General features: G+C 34.4%; 19 protein-coding genes. 9 read left to right on the top strand and 10 right to left on the bottom strand.

Translation table 11 applies throughout. The features are described 5' to 3' along the window. The coding region (locus EKL96_RS14490) for a Fic family protein (protein WP_126462670.1) at positions 1–616 on the bottom strand (616 nt) is incomplete at its 3' end. Positions 617–887: 271 nt separating this feature from the next. On the opposite strand from EKL96_RS14490, the gene EKL96_RS11935 reads away from it, so the two are divergent. Further along, the gene (locus EKL96_RS11935) at positions 888–1733 is read left to right on the top strand and encodes an RteC domain-containing protein (protein WP_126462673.1); all 846 of its coding nucleotides are present in this window, start codon (positions 888–890) and stop codon (positions 1731–1733) included. 95 nt (positions 1734–1828) lie between these two features. Here EKL96_RS11935 and EKL96_RS11940 read toward each other — a convergent pair whose 3' ends face one another. Next, the gene (locus EKL96_RS11940) at positions 1829–2068 is read right to left on the bottom strand and encodes a hypothetical protein (protein WP_126462676.1); all 240 of its coding nucleotides are present in this window, start codon (positions 2066–2068) and stop codon (positions 1829–1831) included. 425 nt (positions 2069–2493) lie between these two features. Between EKL96_RS11940 and EKL96_RS11945 the strand changes: the two genes are divergently transcribed. From EKL96_RS11945 to EKL96_RS11970, 7 genes are all read left to right on the top strand, one after another. Continuing rightward, on the top strand, positions 2494–4128 hold the full coding sequence (locus EKL96_RS11945) for an AraC family transcriptional regulator (protein WP_126462679.1): 1635 nt from the start codon (positions 2494–2496) through the stop codon (positions 4126–4128). 569 nt (positions 4129–4697) lie between these two features. After that, positions 4698–4985 (top strand): helix-turn-helix domain-containing protein, encoded by a 288-nt coding sequence (locus EKL96_RS11950; RefSeq protein ID WP_039107836.1) that lies wholly within the window; start codon positions 4698–4700, stop codon positions 4983–4985. Positions 4986–5127: 142 nt separating this feature from the next. Next, positions 5128–6066 carry a transcriptional regulator gene (locus tag EKL96_RS11955; protein ID WP_126462682.1) on the top strand — a complete coding sequence of 313 codons (939 nt, stop codon included), beginning with the start codon at positions 5128–5130 and terminating at the stop codon, positions 6064–6066. After that, entirely contained in the window at positions 6050–6709 is a 660-nt protein-coding gene (locus EKL96_RS11960) for an ATPase (protein ID WP_126462685.1), read from the top strand. The genes EKL96_RS11955 and EKL96_RS11960 overlap by 17 nt, the downstream gene beginning before the upstream one ends. A gap of 100 nt (positions 6710–6809) precedes the next feature. Next, positions 6810–7481 (top strand): hypothetical protein, encoded by a 672-nt coding sequence (locus EKL96_RS11965; protein WP_126462688.1) that lies wholly within the window; start codon positions 6810–6812, stop codon positions 7479–7481. 152 nt (positions 7482–7633) lie between these two features. Continuing rightward, positions 7634–7762, top strand: a complete 129-nt coding sequence (locus EKL96_RS14600) for a hypothetical protein (protein WP_255416347.1) — start codon at positions 7634–7636, stop codon at positions 7760–7762. Positions 7763–7814: 52 nt separating this feature from the next. Then, positions 7815–8024, top strand: coding sequence for a hypothetical protein (locus EKL96_RS11970; protein ID WP_126462691.1), 210 nt, complete (start codon positions 7815–7817; stop codon positions 8022–8024). A gap of 184 nt (positions 8025–8208) precedes the next feature. On the opposite strand, the gene EKL96_RS14705 is transcribed toward EKL96_RS11970, so the two are convergent. From EKL96_RS14705 to EKL96_RS12010, 8 genes are all read right to left on the bottom strand, one after another. Beyond that, positions 8209–8340: a helix-turn-helix domain-containing protein gene (locus tag EKL96_RS14705; protein WP_126462693.1), complete on the bottom strand. Its 132-nt coding sequence runs from the start codon at positions 8338–8340 to the stop codon at positions 8209–8211. A gap of 196 nt (positions 8341–8536) precedes the next feature. Further along, on the bottom strand, positions 8537–9808 hold the full coding sequence (locus tag EKL96_RS11980) for an ice-binding family protein (protein ID WP_126462696.1): 1272 nt from the start codon (positions 9806–9808) through the stop codon (positions 8537–8539). A 276-nt stretch (positions 9809–10084) separates the two neighbouring features. After that, positions 10085–10573: a hypothetical protein gene (locus tag EKL96_RS11985; protein WP_126462698.1), complete on the bottom strand. Its 489-nt coding sequence runs from the start codon at positions 10571–10573 to the stop codon at positions 10085–10087. Between the two features lie 191 nt (positions 10574–10764). Then, the gene (locus EKL96_RS14330; RefSeq protein ID WP_199739624.1) at positions 10765–11682 is read right to left on the bottom strand and encodes a hypothetical protein; all 918 of its coding nucleotides are present in this window, start codon (positions 11680–11682) and stop codon (positions 10765–10767) included. Between the two features lie 5 nt (positions 11683–11687). Continuing rightward, on the bottom strand, positions 11688–12173 hold the full coding sequence (locus tag EKL96_RS11995; protein WP_126462701.1) for a T9SS type A sorting domain-containing protein: 486 nt from the start codon (positions 12171–12173) through the stop codon (positions 11688–11690). A gap of 5 nt (positions 12174–12178) precedes the next feature. Continuing rightward, positions 12179–12619, bottom strand: coding sequence for a response regulator (locus EKL96_RS12000; RefSeq protein WP_126462704.1), 441 nt, complete (start codon positions 12617–12619; stop codon positions 12179–12181). Positions 12620–12876: 257 nt separating this feature from the next. Further along, a complete protein-coding gene (locus EKL96_RS12005) occupies positions 12877–17163 on the bottom strand; it encodes a PAS domain S-box protein (RefSeq protein WP_126462706.1) in 4287 nt (1428 codons plus the stop codon). A gap of 26 nt (positions 17164–17189) precedes the next feature. Then, complete coding sequence (locus EKL96_RS12010; RefSeq protein WP_126462709.1) at positions 17190–18539, bottom strand: sigma-54-dependent transcriptional regulator; 1350 nt, start codon at positions 18537–18539, stop codon at positions 17190–17192. Between the two features lie 404 nt (positions 18540–18943). On the opposite strand from EKL96_RS12010, the gene EKL96_RS12015 reads away from it, so the two are divergent. After that, on the top strand, positions 18944–19291 hold the full coding sequence (locus tag EKL96_RS12015) for a hypothetical protein (RefSeq protein ID WP_126462711.1): 348 nt from the start codon (positions 18944–18946) through the stop codon (positions 19289–19291). The last annotated feature ends 115 nt before the right edge of the window (positions 19292–19406 follow it).

Consider the following 19406-nt stretch of genomic DNA (forward strand, 5'->3'; position numbering starts at 1 on the left):
CTTCAAATGGATGTATGGTAACAAACCACAAATGGGCAAAAGCGGCCTTCAATACAGGATCAAAATCTTGATTTGAATTAAACCAATCTAAAAAAACATTCATTTCTGTAGGTACTTTATCCGCGCTTGGTGCTTCAAAATGTATAGTTTCTTTTCCCATTGGACCAGAAGTAACCTGCATGACATCGTCTCGCCAAGCTGCAGTTTTTATTTTATACATTCCACTTCGCCCGGTCGGGAAAAGAGCAGCATGCCATCCAAACAAACGATCATCACTTAAAGGTTCTTCATATCGTTGCGTAGCGTCCAATAGCATTTCTACAACACCTTCAACATTGCGTTCCGCAGGAACAGCACCGGCTATTTCAATACCTAAACGCCTTGCAATTGAAGAACGAACCTGTTCTGGATTCAATTGTTCTCCTTCAATTTCGCTCGACTTTAGTACGTCCAAGGTCAATGTTTTAAGCACAGTCTCCTCTTGCAATCGAAATCCAAGTCCTTGCATCACTCCAAGTATTTTGCCTTGCCTGTGTCTGACGGTTCCTAGCAGGGGCGTAATCACATCTGCATCCCAAGCGAATTTTGGCCAATCATTTTTTTGATGAACATACATATCTACCGCATTTTTGCGGTAAATATAAAACTTATTTACCGCAAATAAAAAAATATGCGGTGATTACTTTCATTTATCACCGCAATTATGCGGTAAATATAAAACTTATTCACCGCATTAGTATCAAAAAACAAAGTATGCAATTCGGGAATTTCACTATTCAATTCGGGAATCGAACACCACACCATTTGCAACCCAAGCAACCATCAAATAGATTTGCCTCCGGATTCAAGTACTGAATCAGTCAAATTGTAAATCTAAAACAGACCTAATGAAATTGTTTACTGAATCCTTGATGTCCCAATTAGAACAGCAATTACAAGTAATCTATCTGCAAACAGAAAATCCAATTCAATCGGCCGAATTAGCCATTAAAAGTAGCGTTACTGCCTTAGAGAGGCTAAAATCCTTTTTCATAAAATATAAATCGTTGAACAAGAAAGAAGAAATAGAGTTCTTTCGCGACATCAAGCCAAAGTTTGCGGCTAAACTCATTTACTACAGCGAAATATATACTATTGAAACCAACAAGCCATTGGGATCCCATAAAACAATAGCTAAATATTATAACTCAGAACTTTTTAAATTAAAAGTTTTCTTCAAACAAAACCAGGAATTTTACCGCTACTGCCGCACGGCTAACAACTGTCTTGACAGCAAATATTATATACGCGAAAAATACGATCTTAAATTAATGATGGACAGTGTTTATTTCCAAATAGACCATCGATTCGCAACCTCTCACGACTATAAGATGGCTCGCATAATAGCGAACGATGAAATAAAAAATTTTCTGCTGGAGCAAATGGAAAAACTAGAAAGAAAGCCAATAACAACACAATCGCCTTACCCACTCTATAAAAGCCTAAAATGGACAGGATCAAAAGTAGATCTGATAGAATTAATTTATGCGCTGCATTCAGAAGGCGTTTTTAATAATGGAGCCACAGGGCTCAAAGAAGTCATATCCTTTTTCGAGTCTTCTTTAGGAATCGAATTAGGGCAATTCAACAGGGTCTTTCTGGAAATCCGCAACAGGAAATCCGATAGGACAAAATTTATGAATACACTCAAAAACAAACTCATAATCCGCATGGATGATGCAGATGAGAATTGAAAAAGGCTGCTCAAATTGAGCAACCTTTTTGTTTTAATTGCAAAAAACTCATACTGTAATAATAATTACCGAAGTAATGCGTATAATTCTGATGTTTAGTCCGTACTTCCAGAACCATCAATAATATGGCCAACAAGTATTTTCCAGTCAGGATCAACAGCCATTGCTGGTTCCTCTGTACTAGTGTTAGCCGATAAACTTTCCGCAGCGAGCACTGTATCCCCTTTTTTGGGATAATAATGAATTTCATTCTTTGTATCTGCCTTGCTTATGGTATCGCCAGATACAACAGGTGTATCGGCGGTACAGGAATCAAGTGTAAATAGAACGCACAAACAAATTAATGTGCTAAGACCTGAATAGAATTTTTTCATCTTTGATAATGTTTTTAAATATTACTGATTACTTTTTTTCATCAGTTCATTTCTCCCGGGGTAATCTGAACAATGTTGGTGTTGGTTTTACTCATAACAAAACCGTTTGAATTCAGGGCAAAACTAGTGGGACGTTTCCTCCCTGGCAAGCCAACGACTGTTCAATTCGGGAATCTACTATACGCAATTCCCGAATTGAACACAGAACATTTTCCAATAAATAACAACTATCCAATGAGTTACATTCAAGAAAATAAAAAAATCCTTTACTAGGGTAATTCTTGCATGAATTAAGTTATTTTAGTTACATTTAGTGCATAGGAATAAATCACCATAGTAACTAATACTGAATTTTCTAATCAGTAAGCCCCCAATCTCTTAGGAATATGACGAAAAACTACTTGCTTATACTATGGGTATGCCTGTATTATAATGTCCAGGCACAACAAAATAAATTTGTAATTTTGGACAGTCTTTCAGCTAAAAACTATGAATATTTTAGCAACAACATACTTTATGAGGAAAAGGACAGTATCAAAGAAAGGTTGTATGCACAGTCATGGTTAGCTAAAGCAAAAAGGGAGAAAAACTTCGGCCAAATGGCGTTGGCTTATAAAGTTTTAATTTACAAAAACGATAAAAAGTTACGGCTTATATATGCCGATAGTATGGTGACGGCAGCTAAACGAACAGCCGATATCGAATTAATTGGAGCCGTTTACATGACTAGAGGAGCAGTGTATTATGACCGTAAAGAGCTCATGAAAGCACTTGACAACTACCTGTTAGCAGATGAATACATTTCAAAAACAAGCAACCAGTACCAAATTTACAAAATAAAATATGGCATTGCTCAGATCAAATATTACCTCGGGTTTTACGATGAGGCAATAGCATTATTCAAAGAATGTCTTGGCTACTTCAAGGAAGAAAATAGCCGTGCCTATCTGAATTCACTTCATTCTTTAGGGCTTTCTTACAACCGCATAGGTAAATATAAACTATGCACCCAGATGAATCAGTTGGGACTGAGTGCAGGTCTGCGCTTTAAAAACCTAGAAATGCAGTCCTACTTCATCCATTCCGAAGGCGTAAACCAATATTTTAAACACAATTATCCCGACGCAATAAAAAAATTGACAAAGGCACTGCCTTCTATGAAAGTGAATAAAGACTTTACAAACGAAACGACCGCCTATTTTTACATAGGTAAAAGCTACTGGGCTCAAAAGGCACAGGAAAAGGCACTACCCTACTTAAAAAAGATTGATGAAGCGTTCCAAAAACAAAAGTACATACGTCCCGATTTACGGGAAGCCTATGAACTATTAATTGATTATTATCAGCAACAAAACGACAAAGAATTAGAGTTATATTATGTCACAGCCCTTTCAAAAGTAGACCAAGTCCTAATTAAGGATTATAAATACCTTTCAGGGAAAATACACAAAAAATACGACACAAAAAATTTAATTCAAACTCAAAGAAACATTGAACACTACTGGACCATTATAATTACCATAATGACAGTAATCATTGCAATACTAGTGTACAGACATTATAAAAATAAAAGATTATTTGAAGAATTAATGAATCGCAAACCCGAAATCATCCAATCATTGGTTTCAAACAATACCAGTAAAGAACTCGGTATCAATCCAGAATTGGTTATTGCAATTTTAAAAAATCTAGAAAAATTCGAGCGCAATAAAAAGTACCTCGTAAAAGACATGAATTTGGGAAAAATGGCTTCATTACTAAACACCAATACGAAATACGCTTCAAAAATTATTGCACGTTACCGCGACAAAGGAACCGTCGAATATATCACCTATTTGAAGATTGAACATATTGTAGAATTACTAAAAAACGAAAACATATACCGCAATTACAAAAATAAGGCATTAGCTGACGAAGCTGGTTTCGGCTCCACCCAAAACTTTACACGAGCGTTCAAAAATCAAACAGGCCTCTCTCCCACCTACTTCATCAATAAATTAAGAAGTCAACAACATTCATAATAACAAGACATCATCTGAAATGTCCTTTATAGTTACCATTCCAAAAATCGTGCTAACGAATTAAGCGTTGGCCGAAGGGAGTGATCCTAGAGTCGAGTTATAGAGCAAAATCCAAATAAACTTCCACTTCTCCTCGCCCTTAAATACAAAGCATAGAAAACAACGAAAAAGTGAAATGGCAGCACTCCGCGAGTTGAGTCCTGCGGACTCAACTCGCGGAGTGCGGAATGGAACTTTGAGGTAGTTTTCAAGCTTTTTATTTTCAGGCTTGATTTTTTGTTTCTTTTGTATCAAGACAAAAGAAAAGAATTTCGTAATAAACAAAAAACGTGTAACAACAGTATAGGCTTAATTTTTTGTTTCTTTTGAAATCAAAGATTGACTAACTCCAATAAATTATTAACTCGTGAGTTATCAAGACAAAAGAAAAAATTTAATAAAAAGAAGTCAATAACCACAGCCCCTTCAAAATAAAAACCCATTTTTTCTTTCACAACTTGTGAACCACTTGTGATATAAAAACAATCAATTACAACAATTTTGCACCATAACAATATAAACCGAAAGTTATGGCAATCGAAATCCTTACCAAAGCAGACCTCTGTGAATTCCGTAAATCTCTCTTAGAAGATATTACAAAAATACTTAAAGGCACAAACGAGCAATCCAAAAAATGGCTGAAATCAACAGAAGTCAGGAAATTACTCAACATTTCTCCCGGAACACTCCAAAACCTTCGTGTCAACGGCACACTGACCTATACCAAAATCGGTGGAATTATGTATTACGACCAAACTGATATAGAAAAACTTTTAAACGGAAATAAAGTAAATGCCCTGCCTACCCTTTTCAAGTAAAGTCATTACAAGTAACCAAACAATCTGTCTAACCTAGACAAAGGAGGACAAGAGGACTTTATTCGAATTAGAGGAATAATCTCATTAACTCCTTACAACTTGTGGTTAATCAAACTGAACACTAAAAACTGAACACTATCTCATGAACTACATCAAACACCTCACCGGATTTTTCAATAAAATCAATTATGAACCCAACCTAAATCCAACGCACATTTCGCTCTATTTGGCACTTTTCCAATGTTGGAACGTAAATCGATTCAAGAATCCAACAGGCATTTCTCGGGAAGAAATCATGAAAGCCAGCAAAATCAATTCAAAAGCAACGTATCATAAATGCATGAAAGAATTAGAGCTTTTAGGGTTTATGGTATACAATCCGACATTCAATCCACACTCTTGCTCCAACATCATTATGATCAATTTTTCTGAAAAAGAAAAAACAATTTCAAAAATACCACACTCAACCCATTCAAAAAATGAACCCGTTCACAATTTGACCGAATCAAAAAATGAACAAGTCATTGAACAGGTAAATGAACAGCTCTATATATATAATAAAAAACAAACACCTAAAAACAATTTAAACAATACAAAAATAGATATAGAAAAAATTTCAAGAAATGAACCAGTTCAAAATTTGAATCCTTTGATAAATCCAAAAGAGAAAGAAATAAAAACGGAGACCGGTCAGCAAATACTTCCAGTATTCGCTGCTACCAATAAAAAACAAACTGAAAGCGGGCAGCAAAAAGAAAAAAGTTGCGCCAAAAAAGAAAAAGCTGTTGAACTCGATTTATTTTTTGAAACCACAGTGCCATCACTCGAAATGATACTGGAATACTTCTCTTTCAAGGAAAGCTCCCAAATAGAAGCCAATAAGTTTTTCAATTACTACTCCAGCATCGGTTGGCTCATAGGCGGAAAAACAAAAATGAAAGATTGGAAAGCTGCAGCAAGAAACTGGATGCTCAACACAGCTAAGTTTGCAACAAACACTCCAAAATCCGATTACAACGCCCAACCAAAACCGATGCACTTGCACACGGCAACCCAAAAAAAATATGACGAACCATTGTAAATCAGTCCATGAAACCTTCTTGGTCTACAAAGGTTTCAAAGTGTACAATTTCCAGAAATGCTTGGAATATTTAGAAAACCAAGGAAAAATAACCTATGGAAGTTCGTTTCATATCAGCGAAATGGATTACCCTACCATCTACAAATTGTTGATTTATATGATAAAAGATGAGAAAGCTGCCATAAACCAAAATATAGACTTAACAAAAGGCATTTTAGTATCAGGTTCAATTGGTTGCGGAAAAACATACCTAATGAACTTAGTACGTCCTTTTACCTATCATGCGTCTGAGTACAAAATAAAAACATGCAGGGAAGTCTCGTTTGAATTTGCCAAAAATGGTTTTGAAGCCATCAACTGCTACACGCTAAAGCAAGCCAGTCAATCAAAACTAACCGGTTATTGCTTTGACGATTTAGGTGCCGAACAGCAAATAAAGCACTTCGGAAATGATTGTAACGTCATGGCTGAAGTACTAATAAGCCGATACGAACAATTTGTCGAAAACAAATCCGTCACGCACATCACCACCAACCTTTCCGCCTCCGAAATCGAAAACAACTACGGCAACCGCCTCCGCTCCAGAATGCGACAAATGTTCAATTTGATAACATTTGATAGTAGAACGAAAGACAAACGATAAAGTCATTGCGAGGAACGAAGCAATCTTATCACTTTGCGTAAAAATTGTATCGAGAAGCAACTTTAAACTTTTCAAACCTTAAACCTTAAACTTTTCTATCATGAAAAAAATCAACACTTTCTGGAACTGGTTCCAAGACAACAATCAAACCATCAAAAACCTCATCAACGAAACCCCTAAAAACCAAAAACACATCAGCTTTTGGATAAACAAAAACCTCGGTTATTATTGCAAGGAAATTGACTTTATGATTGTATATCCGAAAACCGCCAACGGAAAATGCGAGCTAATTTTAACCGCCAACGGCAACCAAGAATACTTTAATCACGTAATTGATTTAGTCGACAATGCACCGCAATTGAAAAACTGGAAATTCACCGCTTTCATCCAACCAATCGAAAGAATTGACAAACTCATGAAGGGTCTTGATGAACCTTACATCTTCCATGAGATTTCATTAAAAGCCAGCGAACTCACATTTTTACCTGTTGAGTATCATGAATTATCACATAAGTTAGACATTGTAGTTTTTTTAAAAAGTTACAATTTGTATTGTGATACAAAGACGTTACAACAAGCAATTTTCATCATCATACAAGACATAGTAGGAGAAAAATCCCTATACCAAAACATCAATTTTGTGCAGTTGGCACAAGTACCGGATAACAAGGACGGGTTGATTCAATTGTACGATTTTCAATTGTTTCTGGACAATCTAAATAGTGCAGAATTAAATAATTATTTTCTCAAAATGTGGGAAACCGTAAAGTAAAACAAAACCTAAAGATTATTTTTGATTTGTAATGACACTATTTGGGTATCGTTTACATAATAAAACAAATTAATCTGTATGTTTTTTGTGTAGGTTATTTCTTTAAAAAAGCATAGTTTTACGTTTCGCAAAATAACAAAAGATAATAATAAATGTCTACAAAGTTTTTTACCAACCAAAATGCAAACACATTATTGAATAAATTCAAAGGAATTTTTGAACACAATACAGACATAGAGCATTTTGATGAACTAGTTGGGTATTTCCGTACCAGAATTTAAAAAGGCTTTGTTAAAAGCACAAGAAAATATAATAATACAGTACAAAATAAAGTTGAGTGCAAAATTAACACGCTGTGAAATTCTGTTTTTAGGTCAGGAAGAACCTTCTGTCGATTTGCAATTTATTCAGTATCTAAAATTCCCGCAAGAGGAATCCGCTCTCAAAAAAGCCATAATGCATCTGACGGAACAACTTATGGAAGCACTGGACCAAAACAGGGTAGTTATAGTATTGTCCGATGAAACAATAATGTTAGAATAAATCGGAGCCATTGACCCTAAAATTCAACTCTAATTCAGGGGATCAAATAAAATTCGCTGTAGGATTGTTTATTCCCAAAGCCGAAGTATGGTGTAATAGAAAACGTTTACACTCTTCTTTGGGTTATAAATCTCCAGCATAAACGGAACAAGAATTTAACAAATTGAAAAATGTAGCATAGGTCTTAACTTTTTTGTTTCACTTTTTGTAGGAATTCCAGTATTGAGGCAATATAACTTTTAGACTTGTTTTCGTTTAAAAGTGTCTCAATAATTACCCTTTCATTAAGGGTTAATCTTTTACGGGATTTTTCCATAATTCAACAAAGATAAAATTATCATTTGTTGCATTAAGTTATTTAATTCTTCATGTATTGTGCTTGTATTTCTAGTATTTGGATTAAAAAGAATAGGAGCAGAAGAACTATAGGCCCGTTAGTACCTAAAATTTTATGTTGCGTGAAATTTTTTCATGCTGAATTTTCTTTTATATTTTAAACGAGTACCGTTTGGTTAGTTTCCTACTCTAATCAATGTTAAAATTCTATTAAGAACACTTATTTCGATACCATCAGACTTTTGTTCATCAATTTTCCATCTCACATCTATTGTGTCATCCACTTCAATTTTAGAAAGGGCTAGTAATGAAATGTCCGATGGTAATTCTACTCTTGTTCTGCTAGAATAAGGAATTAAGACGCCATTTTTATAAAGGCTAAAAGTAGCCATATGATTAATGGGGGTAACAAGCGTAGTTGATCCTGATTGAAAGATAGTTCCATTTACAGTTGCAGTTGCAGCAAAGCCTGTGATGGCACCTCCAGCTGTTCCAATATCTCCATTATATACTGAAGCACCAGTATTGGCAACTCCACCTGAACTGGTAAATATTACGAAATTAGACAAGCTCCTAAAATTTATAATGCTATTGCCTGTTGGCAAAGTAAGTGTACCTTCTCCGAAAGAAATTGCTCCCAATGTCGTTAATAATCGTCCGTTTACTGTGGTATTAGCCCCTGCAACAGCAGCTCCATGAGAAAATAAGGTTCCTGAGATATTTGTACTAGCACCGAGACCAACTGCTCCATCGGCAATCCAAAAAACATTTTTTGCGGTTGCTCCGTTTGTTAAAATTACATTAGTACCAGCCCCTGTATTAAATGCTCCTGCATTGGCTCTAACTATAAATATAGGGTTTATTTCATTATTACCATTTAGAGTAAGAGTGCCGGCAATTGATGCCGCGCCCGATACATTATAAACTCCAGGAAGAAGCGTTTCCCCACTTCCAAAAGTAAGTGCATGGGTACCGGTTACAGGTATTGCCATAATATCGTTATAAATTAAATTTAAATCTGCAGCCGCAGTAGCAGTGCTAAAACCAGTTGTATAATTAGCTGCGGGGATGTTTAATTGCCCATTAAAATGAATAGAATACATACCAGCCTCTACTAGAGTTTTAGTCATGTCTGTAATTACTACATCTGTAGTTGAAGTAGTTGAAATAATTGAAGAAGCAGTAACAGAACTATAACCAGCGGTGTTAATCAAGCTCAAAGATGCTGCGGCAGTGGTAATTGTTTCAGTGTAGATTATTTTTGTTTTTACCGCATACAATTTATCATTAGCTATATCATAAATTTGTGTACCAACGCCTAAATTAGCACCAAAGATAGTTGTTGCGTCAGGTATTTTCATTAATACTGAAGGTGCAACCAGCGCCTGTGGCGCCTGTGCAAACATCAGGGAAGGAAAAAACAGAAATAAAATAATTAAGTTTTTCATTTTAATATAACATTTAGTAAATCATTTATTTGAACACTATCAAAAGCAAATAAAAAAAAGATTCCTCTCTTCGGAATGACAAGACTTTTGATAGCAAATAAGGGAGAGCTGGCCTTACGATGAAATTGGAACGCTCGCTCTCCCTATATAAACCAAAATTGTTATTCCTAACAAAGTGAGGAATCTAAAATTTGTATTCCTTTATAATAAAACTTTAAAAACTCAATCTATGCTTCTGCAGGATAAAGAAAATCATCCTACAGAAACATAGCAATATTAATTGTTAGTATAAGTATAAGATACTACAAATTTATCATATTCTGATTGAGCAGAAATAATAGTTAGAACCTTCTCAGAACTAGTATAATCAGTTGTTGGCCTCAATGCCGCTCCATTCATCATAACAGTTATCGAAGTTGTAGGTAGCAACGGGAGATATGTAAGTGTGTACGTTCCTGGTGTAGCGGCTGCTTCAAATGATTGAACAAAGTAACTGACATTACTGTTAATTTTTACCAAATAATCTATGGGTGATGCTGCGGTTAATGCGGCTAATGCAGTGTCAATTGATAAAGCAGAAGGAATTCCGATTTTTGCTTGCCATAAAGTACGATCAGACACAACATAAATTTGCGTTCCAGCAGGCAGATTTTGGCCAAAAGCAGTTGTTCGATCTGCAACTCTCAATTGGGCTGTTGGTGTAGTTTGTGAAAATCCTAAATAGGAAATTGCAAATAATGCGATTGTTAGTATGTATTTTTTCATAATTTTACTCAGTTTATCTATACCACTGCAAGATGTTAATTGTTTATTTACTTTGTGTCAAGGTTGTTTTTCATTACAAATAAACCAACCCTGACATTTGGTTTATTGGTTTTATTTATTGGTTTTATTTATTGGTTTTTCATTTGTTTTCCCCAGTTTTTCTATACCACTGCAAGATTTTAGGTTAATATTTAATTTGTAACTGTTAATTTATCGTTTTGCCTTGTGTCAAGAATTAATGTTAAAGTAGTAAGACCAACTCCTGACCATTGATTTTTTCTTAGTAAAGTTCCATTATAATGAATTTTAGAAAAAACACCCAAAGAGAATGTTAAAGCAATACTATTTTCCCCGTCAGAAACTAACTCTTTTTCAAAATATTGCATTCCACCTGCTGCTGCGGTTATCGTAATATTTGCTGTTCCGTCAAACGGCACACCGTTGATTGTTCTTGCGGTCGCAAGCGCTGTGGCTGTTCCTGCATTTCCGGTTATGGTTGTTTGGTCACCTGTGTTTGTATTGCTTGTATTTCCAAGGACAGTTTGTTGAGCATTGGTAACATAGTTTTTATCTGCAGAAGCAGCAATACTTGCTGTAGTTGCGGGAACAGCCGAAACATTTGCACCATTTCCTGTTAATAACCCAGTTTGGGTTGTTGTTGTGGCTACAGTAATTATATTTGGACCGGCAGCGCCAGTTGAGCCAGCCGTTCCGTTTGCACTAAACAAAGCATAGGGCACACTCATTAATTCGTTTGTACCAGCAATGGTGTAAGCGGTTCCGCCTGTTGGGTCGGTTTCTGTTTTTATAAAATAAGGACCAGTTGCCCAGTTGATACCCGAAAATGTACCTGTTATAATTGTACCTGTTCCAATTTCTAAACTTACTAAACCATTGGAGTTGGTGCTTGGTGTTTGGGTTTCTACATACACAGCTGTGCCAGTTGATGAACTCTGCAATATGCTAATTTGCATTCCAATAGGTGTTGATGTTATTAATGCGTTACTATTGTTACGAATTACGGCTTGGTAACTCATTTTTTGTGGGGCTTGTGCAAATACGCTTACCGTTAATAAAAGCCCTACTATGATTAAATATAACTTCGTCACAGTTTTTATTTTTTAATGATTTTAAATGTTTTTACTTCTTTGTTATTGTTGACCACTTTCAAAAAATAAATGGCACTTGGTAAATTTTCCATACCAATTGTTTCGGTGCTGCTTACTATTTTTCGGCTTTCAATTAATTTTCCGCTGATGTCGTAAAGTTGAAATCTCAAAGTTGAAAGTTCGGCGTTACCTACATTAAGCGTTAAAAAATTGGTAGTAGGGTTTGGGTAAGCTGTTAATTCCAATTTAATGGAATTGTCTTCTATGCCCAACACAATAGAAATTATGTAGGATTGTTGCACGCCTTGTGCTACCGAACCGTTTGTACCTGTATTGGTGGTATAAACAACTTGCCCTACCGAATAAGCAACTGTTCCTCCGCTTCCAGAAGCATCGCCGCCAGTGGCAGTGATTGCTTGTTGTGCTTGTGCTGTTAGTAGCCCAAAGCCTAACAAGAATAATATAACTATTTTTATTTTTTTAATGTTCATATTACTTATTCTAAAGAAGGGTCTAAAAATTCATTTTTAGAGATTTCAATAAAAGTTGAGGTCGCTTTTTTCATCGAACTAATTTTATTGATAATAAGTGTCATTTTATCGTACACTAAATTGTCTTTAATTATATAATCATAGGCTTCATACTCATGAGCATCAACAGCTATTTTAATATTTTGCTGACCCGAAACCATTATTACATAAATGCTAGGATTGTAGCGTTTTATTTTTTTTAAAACTTCTAATCCTGTTATTCCATCCATGTTGTGATCCAAGAAAATAATGTCTGGATTTTGATTTAGATTATTTAGGCAATCATTCCCATTACTGAAACATTTAATATTGCTGTAGTTTAGGTTTAACAAATATTGTTCGTGCATTTTTGCACAAAAAACATCGTCGTCTACTATAAAAAATTTGAATGAATTTTGATTTTGCATATTATCTAACTATATTGTTAAGATCTAATCCAAAAGCAAGCCAAAAAGTTAAGTAGCTTATTATAAAGGTTTTAATAAAATAAAATGGTTTATTTTTTCCATTTTTTGGAAAGTATTCCAACTTTTGAAAAAAGCAAAATGATTGCTTTTTTCTATCCATGCGTCAGAGCTGCTGGAGATTACGCATCGGTAAGGAGATTACCGCAATGCGTTCGCAATGACAGATATAGCTATTATTTTCAATAAAAAAGAAAACTTTATGCGTTTAATTCATTTTTCTGAAGTTGGGAAATTACAAGTTGTAATGTTTTTTTTACCAAGATATAAATAGTTGTAATTTGCCCTTTATTTTGTGTTTCTTTTGCTATTTTTTCTAAAGTTTTCATTTCACTCTGAATAGACAGAACACCCATATGATCGGTGCTGGGTCTAATTTTATGGATTAATTGGCTAATTTCCAGAAAATTATTTGATTCCAACGCTGCATCTATTTTTTCAATAGTTGCTATTGTTTGTTCCACAAAGACACCGACCATTTTAAGCACAAATTCATTGTTGTTTCTGCTCAAGTTTTGTAATGTCGTCAAATTATAAAGTTTCTCAATCGAAGCTGTTTCTGGAAATTCTGGTTCAGCAACGGATGTTATTTTGTTCACGGTATATTTTGCAATGGTTTCAATTAAAATGTCTTCATCAAAAGGCTTGGCGACATAGTCGTTCATGCCTGCTTTTTTGCATTTATCAATTTCTGTTTTAAATGCATTTGCGGTAAGCGCAATAATCGGCGTTGTAATATTTAGTTCGTTTCTAATAATTAGGACTGCTTCGATACCACCCATTATTGGCATTTGGATATCCATAAGAATAATGTCGAAGGTTTTATTTTTCAAAATCTCGACGGCTTCCAGGCCATTTTCAGCTTCGGTTACTTCGCAATTATAATATTGCAAAGAATTTTGGGCCACCATTCGGTTCAAATAATTGTCTTCAACCAGAAGAATTGAAATATTTTTTAATCTGATAACGGGTTTAACAATATCAAGGTCAACGGCATTTTCCTTGCTTGACTTGGGATAATTGAGGTATAGACAAATAGTTGTTCCCCTATTTTTTTCGCTTTCGATCTCAATTGTGCCGCCCATTAACTCGACAAGCTCCTTGGTGATCGGCAAGCCCAGACCTGTACCACCATATTTCCGGGTGGTTTCTTTAACTTCCTGCGAAAATTTATTAAAAATAGTCGAAACAAAGCTGCTTTCCATTCCTATCCCGGTATCCGATATCGAAATTTTTAATTTTTGGGAGAAAGTGCTGTCGTCAACAACTTCACAATTAATTGAAATACTGCCTGTACTAGTGAATTTTATGGCATTACCAACAAGGTTGTATAAAATTTGTTGCAGCCTCATAGCATCTCCTACCAATACATTTCGTATTTCTTTTGAAATAGTGATGTTAAAATCCAATCCTTTTTGTTTCAGCATTGGATGCAACACTGTTGTAACATTTGAAATGGATTTTTCAAAGACAAAATCTACAGATTCAAGACTCATTTCTCCAGATTCGATTTTTGAAATATCTAAAATATTATTGATGATGGCCAGTAAATGCTTGGAGGCTATGGAGCAGTTATTGATATAGTCCTTTTGAAGCCCGGTAAGTTCCAATTTATCTAATTCCCTTAAAAAACCTACAATTGCATTAAGGGGCGTTCGTATTTCGTGACTCATGTTGGCCAAGAATACTTCTTTGGCTTTGGACGATTTTAACGCGTTTGTTTTTTCTTTTTCAAGATCGGACTCCAATTTTTTTTGGTCTGTTATATCCAGATGAATTCCTATCGAACCTATTACATTTCCTTTGTTGTCGTAGTTGGGAGCTCCACTAATTGTCAACCATCTCAGTTCCCCTCTTTTATTTTTGATCGGGATTTGATAGATGTCTGAAACGCCTTGTTGTCTGAGTTTGATTTTGGAAGTAAGGATGTCCAAATTGTCTTGACAATCAAAAAAATCTATTAAATTTCTGCCTACAAGTTCGCTTATTTCGTAACCTATTATGGCGGCAAAACTCTGGTTTGCATATTGAATAATCTCGTTATTGTCCACTTCTATCAATCCCAGGTTCATGTGTGTTATTACGTTTTGGAATTTCTCCTCTTGAATTTTTCGAATATTTTCTGCTGCCTTTTTATCGGAAATATCCTGAATGAAAGCACAGAAAAAAGTTTCTCCATCTTGTGTCATAGGAGTGATGGTAATTTCGGTAAGGAATTCATCTCCGGCCTTATTTACTCCGTAAAGCTCTACTTGTTTATTCAAGAACTCAGTATGTCCTTCACTTAAATACTGGTATATGGAATTATCCCAAAGTTCTTTATTACGGGTAGGAACCATAAAGTCTGTAAAGACTTTTCCTAATACTTCCTCCTCTTTCCATCCAAAAACAATTTCAGACTGATGATTCCAAAACGTGATTTTCTTGGCACTATCGATAGTAACTATTGAATTTAGTGAAGAATTCATAATTAAGAGATTGCGCTCTTCACTTTGTTCCAATAGTTTTTGGGTTTGTACTTTTTCGGTAACATCGTTATATTTCCAGAGCTGCCCTTTGAATTCATTATCAACAAACAAGGGGATGTAATCGCGCTCTATAAAGTGATTGTCCAAGGTTTCCAGTAATTCTCCTATAACAAGTTTTCTATCAATTAATGTTTTATTCGTTTTTATAATTAAGCGTTCTGCATCTTTAAAAAACAATGGTGCCTCATTTACTGCATTTGAACCATCCGTACCAGCCAATTCCTCTGGTTTACTATCGATATTACGCATATCGCAATAGTGTTGATTAACAAATAACAGATTACGATTTTGATCTTCCATTCTTATTCCGGATCTAAGGTTGGCCAATATCGTTTTTAATAATTTTGTGCTTTGGGATAGCTTTTTTTCGGCTTCCTTCCTTTTGGTAATATCTTGAATAAAGCCACTGTAATAGCGTATGCCATCTTGAACAATTGGTGTTATGGAAGTTTCTCCATAAAATTCGTTTCCAGCTTTATGGAGTAAAGTTAATTCTAGCAGTTGATTACTATATGAATTTTTCTCATTTTTAGGGTATTTATCTATTACTTTGTTCCACGTATCCCGGTAGCGCGAAGGAATTAATAAATCAATCATGTTCTTTCCTAACACTTCCTCTTTTTTCCAGCCAAAAACAGTTTCGGCTTGTAGATTCCAAAAAGTTATTTTCTTGGAGCTATTGATAGTTACAATTGAATTTGGAGAAGAATTCATTATAAAACGGTTATACTCCTCGCTTTGTGTTAGCAACTCTTTTGCTTTTTTTTGTTCAGTTATATCACGGGCAATTGCGTAAATTTTTCCGGTGACAGGATTGGGAGTTGCGTGCCAATCGAACCACAAATAATTTCCATCTTTTTTGCGATACCTGTTCTCAAAATTTATAGTTTTAACATCTCTTTGCAGTTTCTTAATTTCTTTTAGGGTTAAATCAATATCATCAGGATGTACGAAACTCAGAAATTGACTTTCGAGCAATTCTCTTTCGCTATAACCTAATGCCTTTTCAAAATTTGAATTAATGACTTCAAAATAACCCTCCACATTTGCAATACAAGAAAAGTTAGCTGTGTTGTAAAAAAAATGTTTGTATTCCGTTAGTTTTTCTTCTGCTTTTTTTCGTTCGCTAATATCACGTCCAACTGCGTAAAGTTCTCCTGTTATTTCATCAGAAATAGCATTCCAGCTTATTGACGGGTAATCGCCATTTTTTGTTATAAACCGATTTTCGAAGTTTATCGTTTTTTCTCCTGTTGCTAATTTTTTAATTTCATTAAAAGTGGTAGTAACATCATCAGGGTGAATGAAGTCATAAAACGGTTTTGCAAGCAATTCTTCTATTGTCCACCCTAAAGTTAGTGTAAATGCAGGGTTAAGTTTTTTGAAATATCCATCAGTACCAGCCACGCATTTCAAATCAATTGAAAGGTTGAACATTTTTTCTAATTTATCCTTTTCAGCATTTTTTTTTCTAGATACAATTTGTGAAACTACTTCATTAGCCAAGAGTGTCAATACCCGCCTTTGGTCGGCAGTTAATTTTCTAGCTTTTCTATCAATTACACAAAGAGAACCTAGCGCATAGCCATCGGGATCTATTAATGGATACCCGGCATAGAATCGGATATTGGGTTGATCTGTTACTAAAGGGTTGCTTAAAAAACGTTCGTCCTTTGTTGCATCTTCAATTTCAAAAAAGGATTCATCATTAATTGCATATTGGCAAAAGGAAATACATCTTGGAGTTTCGGGTGTCTCTAAACCAATTTTAGATTTAAACCACTGCCTGTCCTTATCAATTAAAGTAATTAATGCAATGGGAACTCCGCATATTATCGATGCTAATTGTGTGAGACGATCAAATTCTTCTTCTGGTAAAGTATCAAGAATATTGTATTGAGCCAAAGCATCTAAACGAGCTACTTCATTTTGTGGTATCGGGAGATTTTTATTCATCATATTTAAAAGAAGTTGAATGATTACGTTTATTTGGCATTCTCAGAAGATTGAATTAAATTATAAATGGTTGATTTTCCAATAGCTAGCTTTTTTGCTGTTTTTAACACATCATTATTGTTTTTTTTTAAATAATGAGCTATAATTTCGGCAGTATATTCTTTTAAAGTTTTTTCTACAGATAGGAAAAAATCGGTGTTATGGATACTGTTGAAAGTAAGGTCATCCGGCAAAATCTTGTTGTTTTCACACATTACACACGCTAAATCGATAACCGCTTTTAATTCTCGAATGTTTCCGGGAAAGGGGTATCTTAGTAGTGTATCTTTAGCTTCTTTTGATAAGAATATAGGTTTCATCTTATTGTCTTTTGTAAATAAGTCAATAAAATATTTGGCTAATAACAACGTGTCATTTCCTCGTTCTCTTAGTGGTGGCAACTCTATGGGTAAACCAATAATTCTATAATATAAATCTTCTCTAAAAGTTCCATTTTTTACTTCTTGAGCCAAATCTTTGTGGGTAGCAATTATCAATCGAGCATCAAATTTTATTTTAGTAGTTCCGCCTAAACGAACCACTTCTCTTTCTTGCAAAACTCTTAGTAATTTACTTTGAAGATTCAAATCTAATTCGGCAATTTCATCCAGAAAGATTGTTCCTCCGTTCGCTTGTTCAAATTTTCCAATATTTCTGGTATTGGCTCCCGTAAAAGCTCCTGCTTCGTGACCAAAAAATTCACTTTCCATTAATTCTTTAGGTATTGCAGCCATATTTATGGCGATAAATGGCTTATTTTTCCTTTCTGAATTATAGTGAATAGCTTTGGCAACAACTTCTTTTCCTGTTCCGGTTTTTCCAGTTATTGAGACATTGATATTCGTATTAATAGCTTTATTTACTTTATTAAAAATTTTTTTTATGGCATCACTTTGCCCAATTATCGTTTTTTCGAAACTGTATTTTTGTTCTAATTGTTCTTTTAATTCTTCTACTTCGTTTACTAATAGAAGATTTTCTCTAATTTTAATGATTGCATTCCAAAGCAAGCCTTTTGTGTGTTCGCTTTTAACAATGTAATCTTTGGCACCCGATTTTAAAAAGTCGACAGCAACCTCAATATCATCTTGACCGCTTATGATAATAATTGGGATTTTGTTATTTGTTTCCTGAATCTTTTTTAGCAGTTTATCCCCTGTAATGTCAGGTAAACCAAAATCTAAACATATAATATCTGGCTTTAGATATAAATTACTGATACACTCTTTTCCGGTTTTAAAAAGATGTATATCAAAATCAGGATTTAGCTTCAAATGGTATTTTAAAGCTTCTCCAAAAAAAGGATCGTCTTCAATTAAGAAAATTTTTAAGGAGGTCATTGGGTATTTGTGTTTTGATAAGTTGGGATTTGGTTTACGTCAAAATTACAAAAAAAATAAAATTAAAATATTTTTTCAGTTTTTAATTGTAAAGTTTTAATTTAAATCTAAATATGGTTGTCCGTTACTTTATCCAAACTACATTTTACAAATGAAATTTAGCTCTTTTGTCATTTCGACCAAAGGGAGAAATCACATAACGAGAGCAACTGATGTGATTTCTCCTTCGTCGAAATGACAAAATAAAACGCAATGGAATTAGTAACGGATAGTCATAAATCCAGAAAAGGCGCTATTTTACGAATTGCGCCTTTTTAATGTAGGAGTTCAAGTCTTATAATCTGTCTTTTATTATAATTTTTTTGATATAATTTTATCATCTGAAATTTGCCAAAGACGGTTTAGTGAATACTCGTGTAGACAACTTTTATGAAGTATGTGGTCAAGCACAAAAATCTATTCATTGGAAACATAAAAAAGGAAAGGAATTCTTTGAACATCTTTTACGTAGACTAATAAAAACAAGAAGTGGTGAGGAAAGAAGTCGTTTAGAAAAAGGAACTAAACCTGATTTAGAAAGATTATTGACAATAGCTAAGAATAGTAAACCAATGAATTTTGAAGTTTTTATAGTTCAACCGAGCTTATCCATAACGAATACATCTCAAAGTATCTTAACATTACTTGGGGTAACCGAAAATTATTTAAAGGAAGTCGGAGACATTAACCTGAAAGTAATAGTAAACAAATAACTATTATATTTTATATACTTATTTCAAGCTATCCCAAACTGTAGCGGTATCTTTTTAAACAGTAACACTTCTTTCGGATGAATATAAAGCCACTCTTTGTCATTACTTTATTATC

The organism is Flavobacterium sp. LS1R10 (assembly GCF_003968825.1).
In the GTDB taxonomy this organism is placed as follows: Bacteria; Bacteroidota; Bacteroidia; order Flavobacteriales; family Flavobacteriaceae; genus Flavobacterium.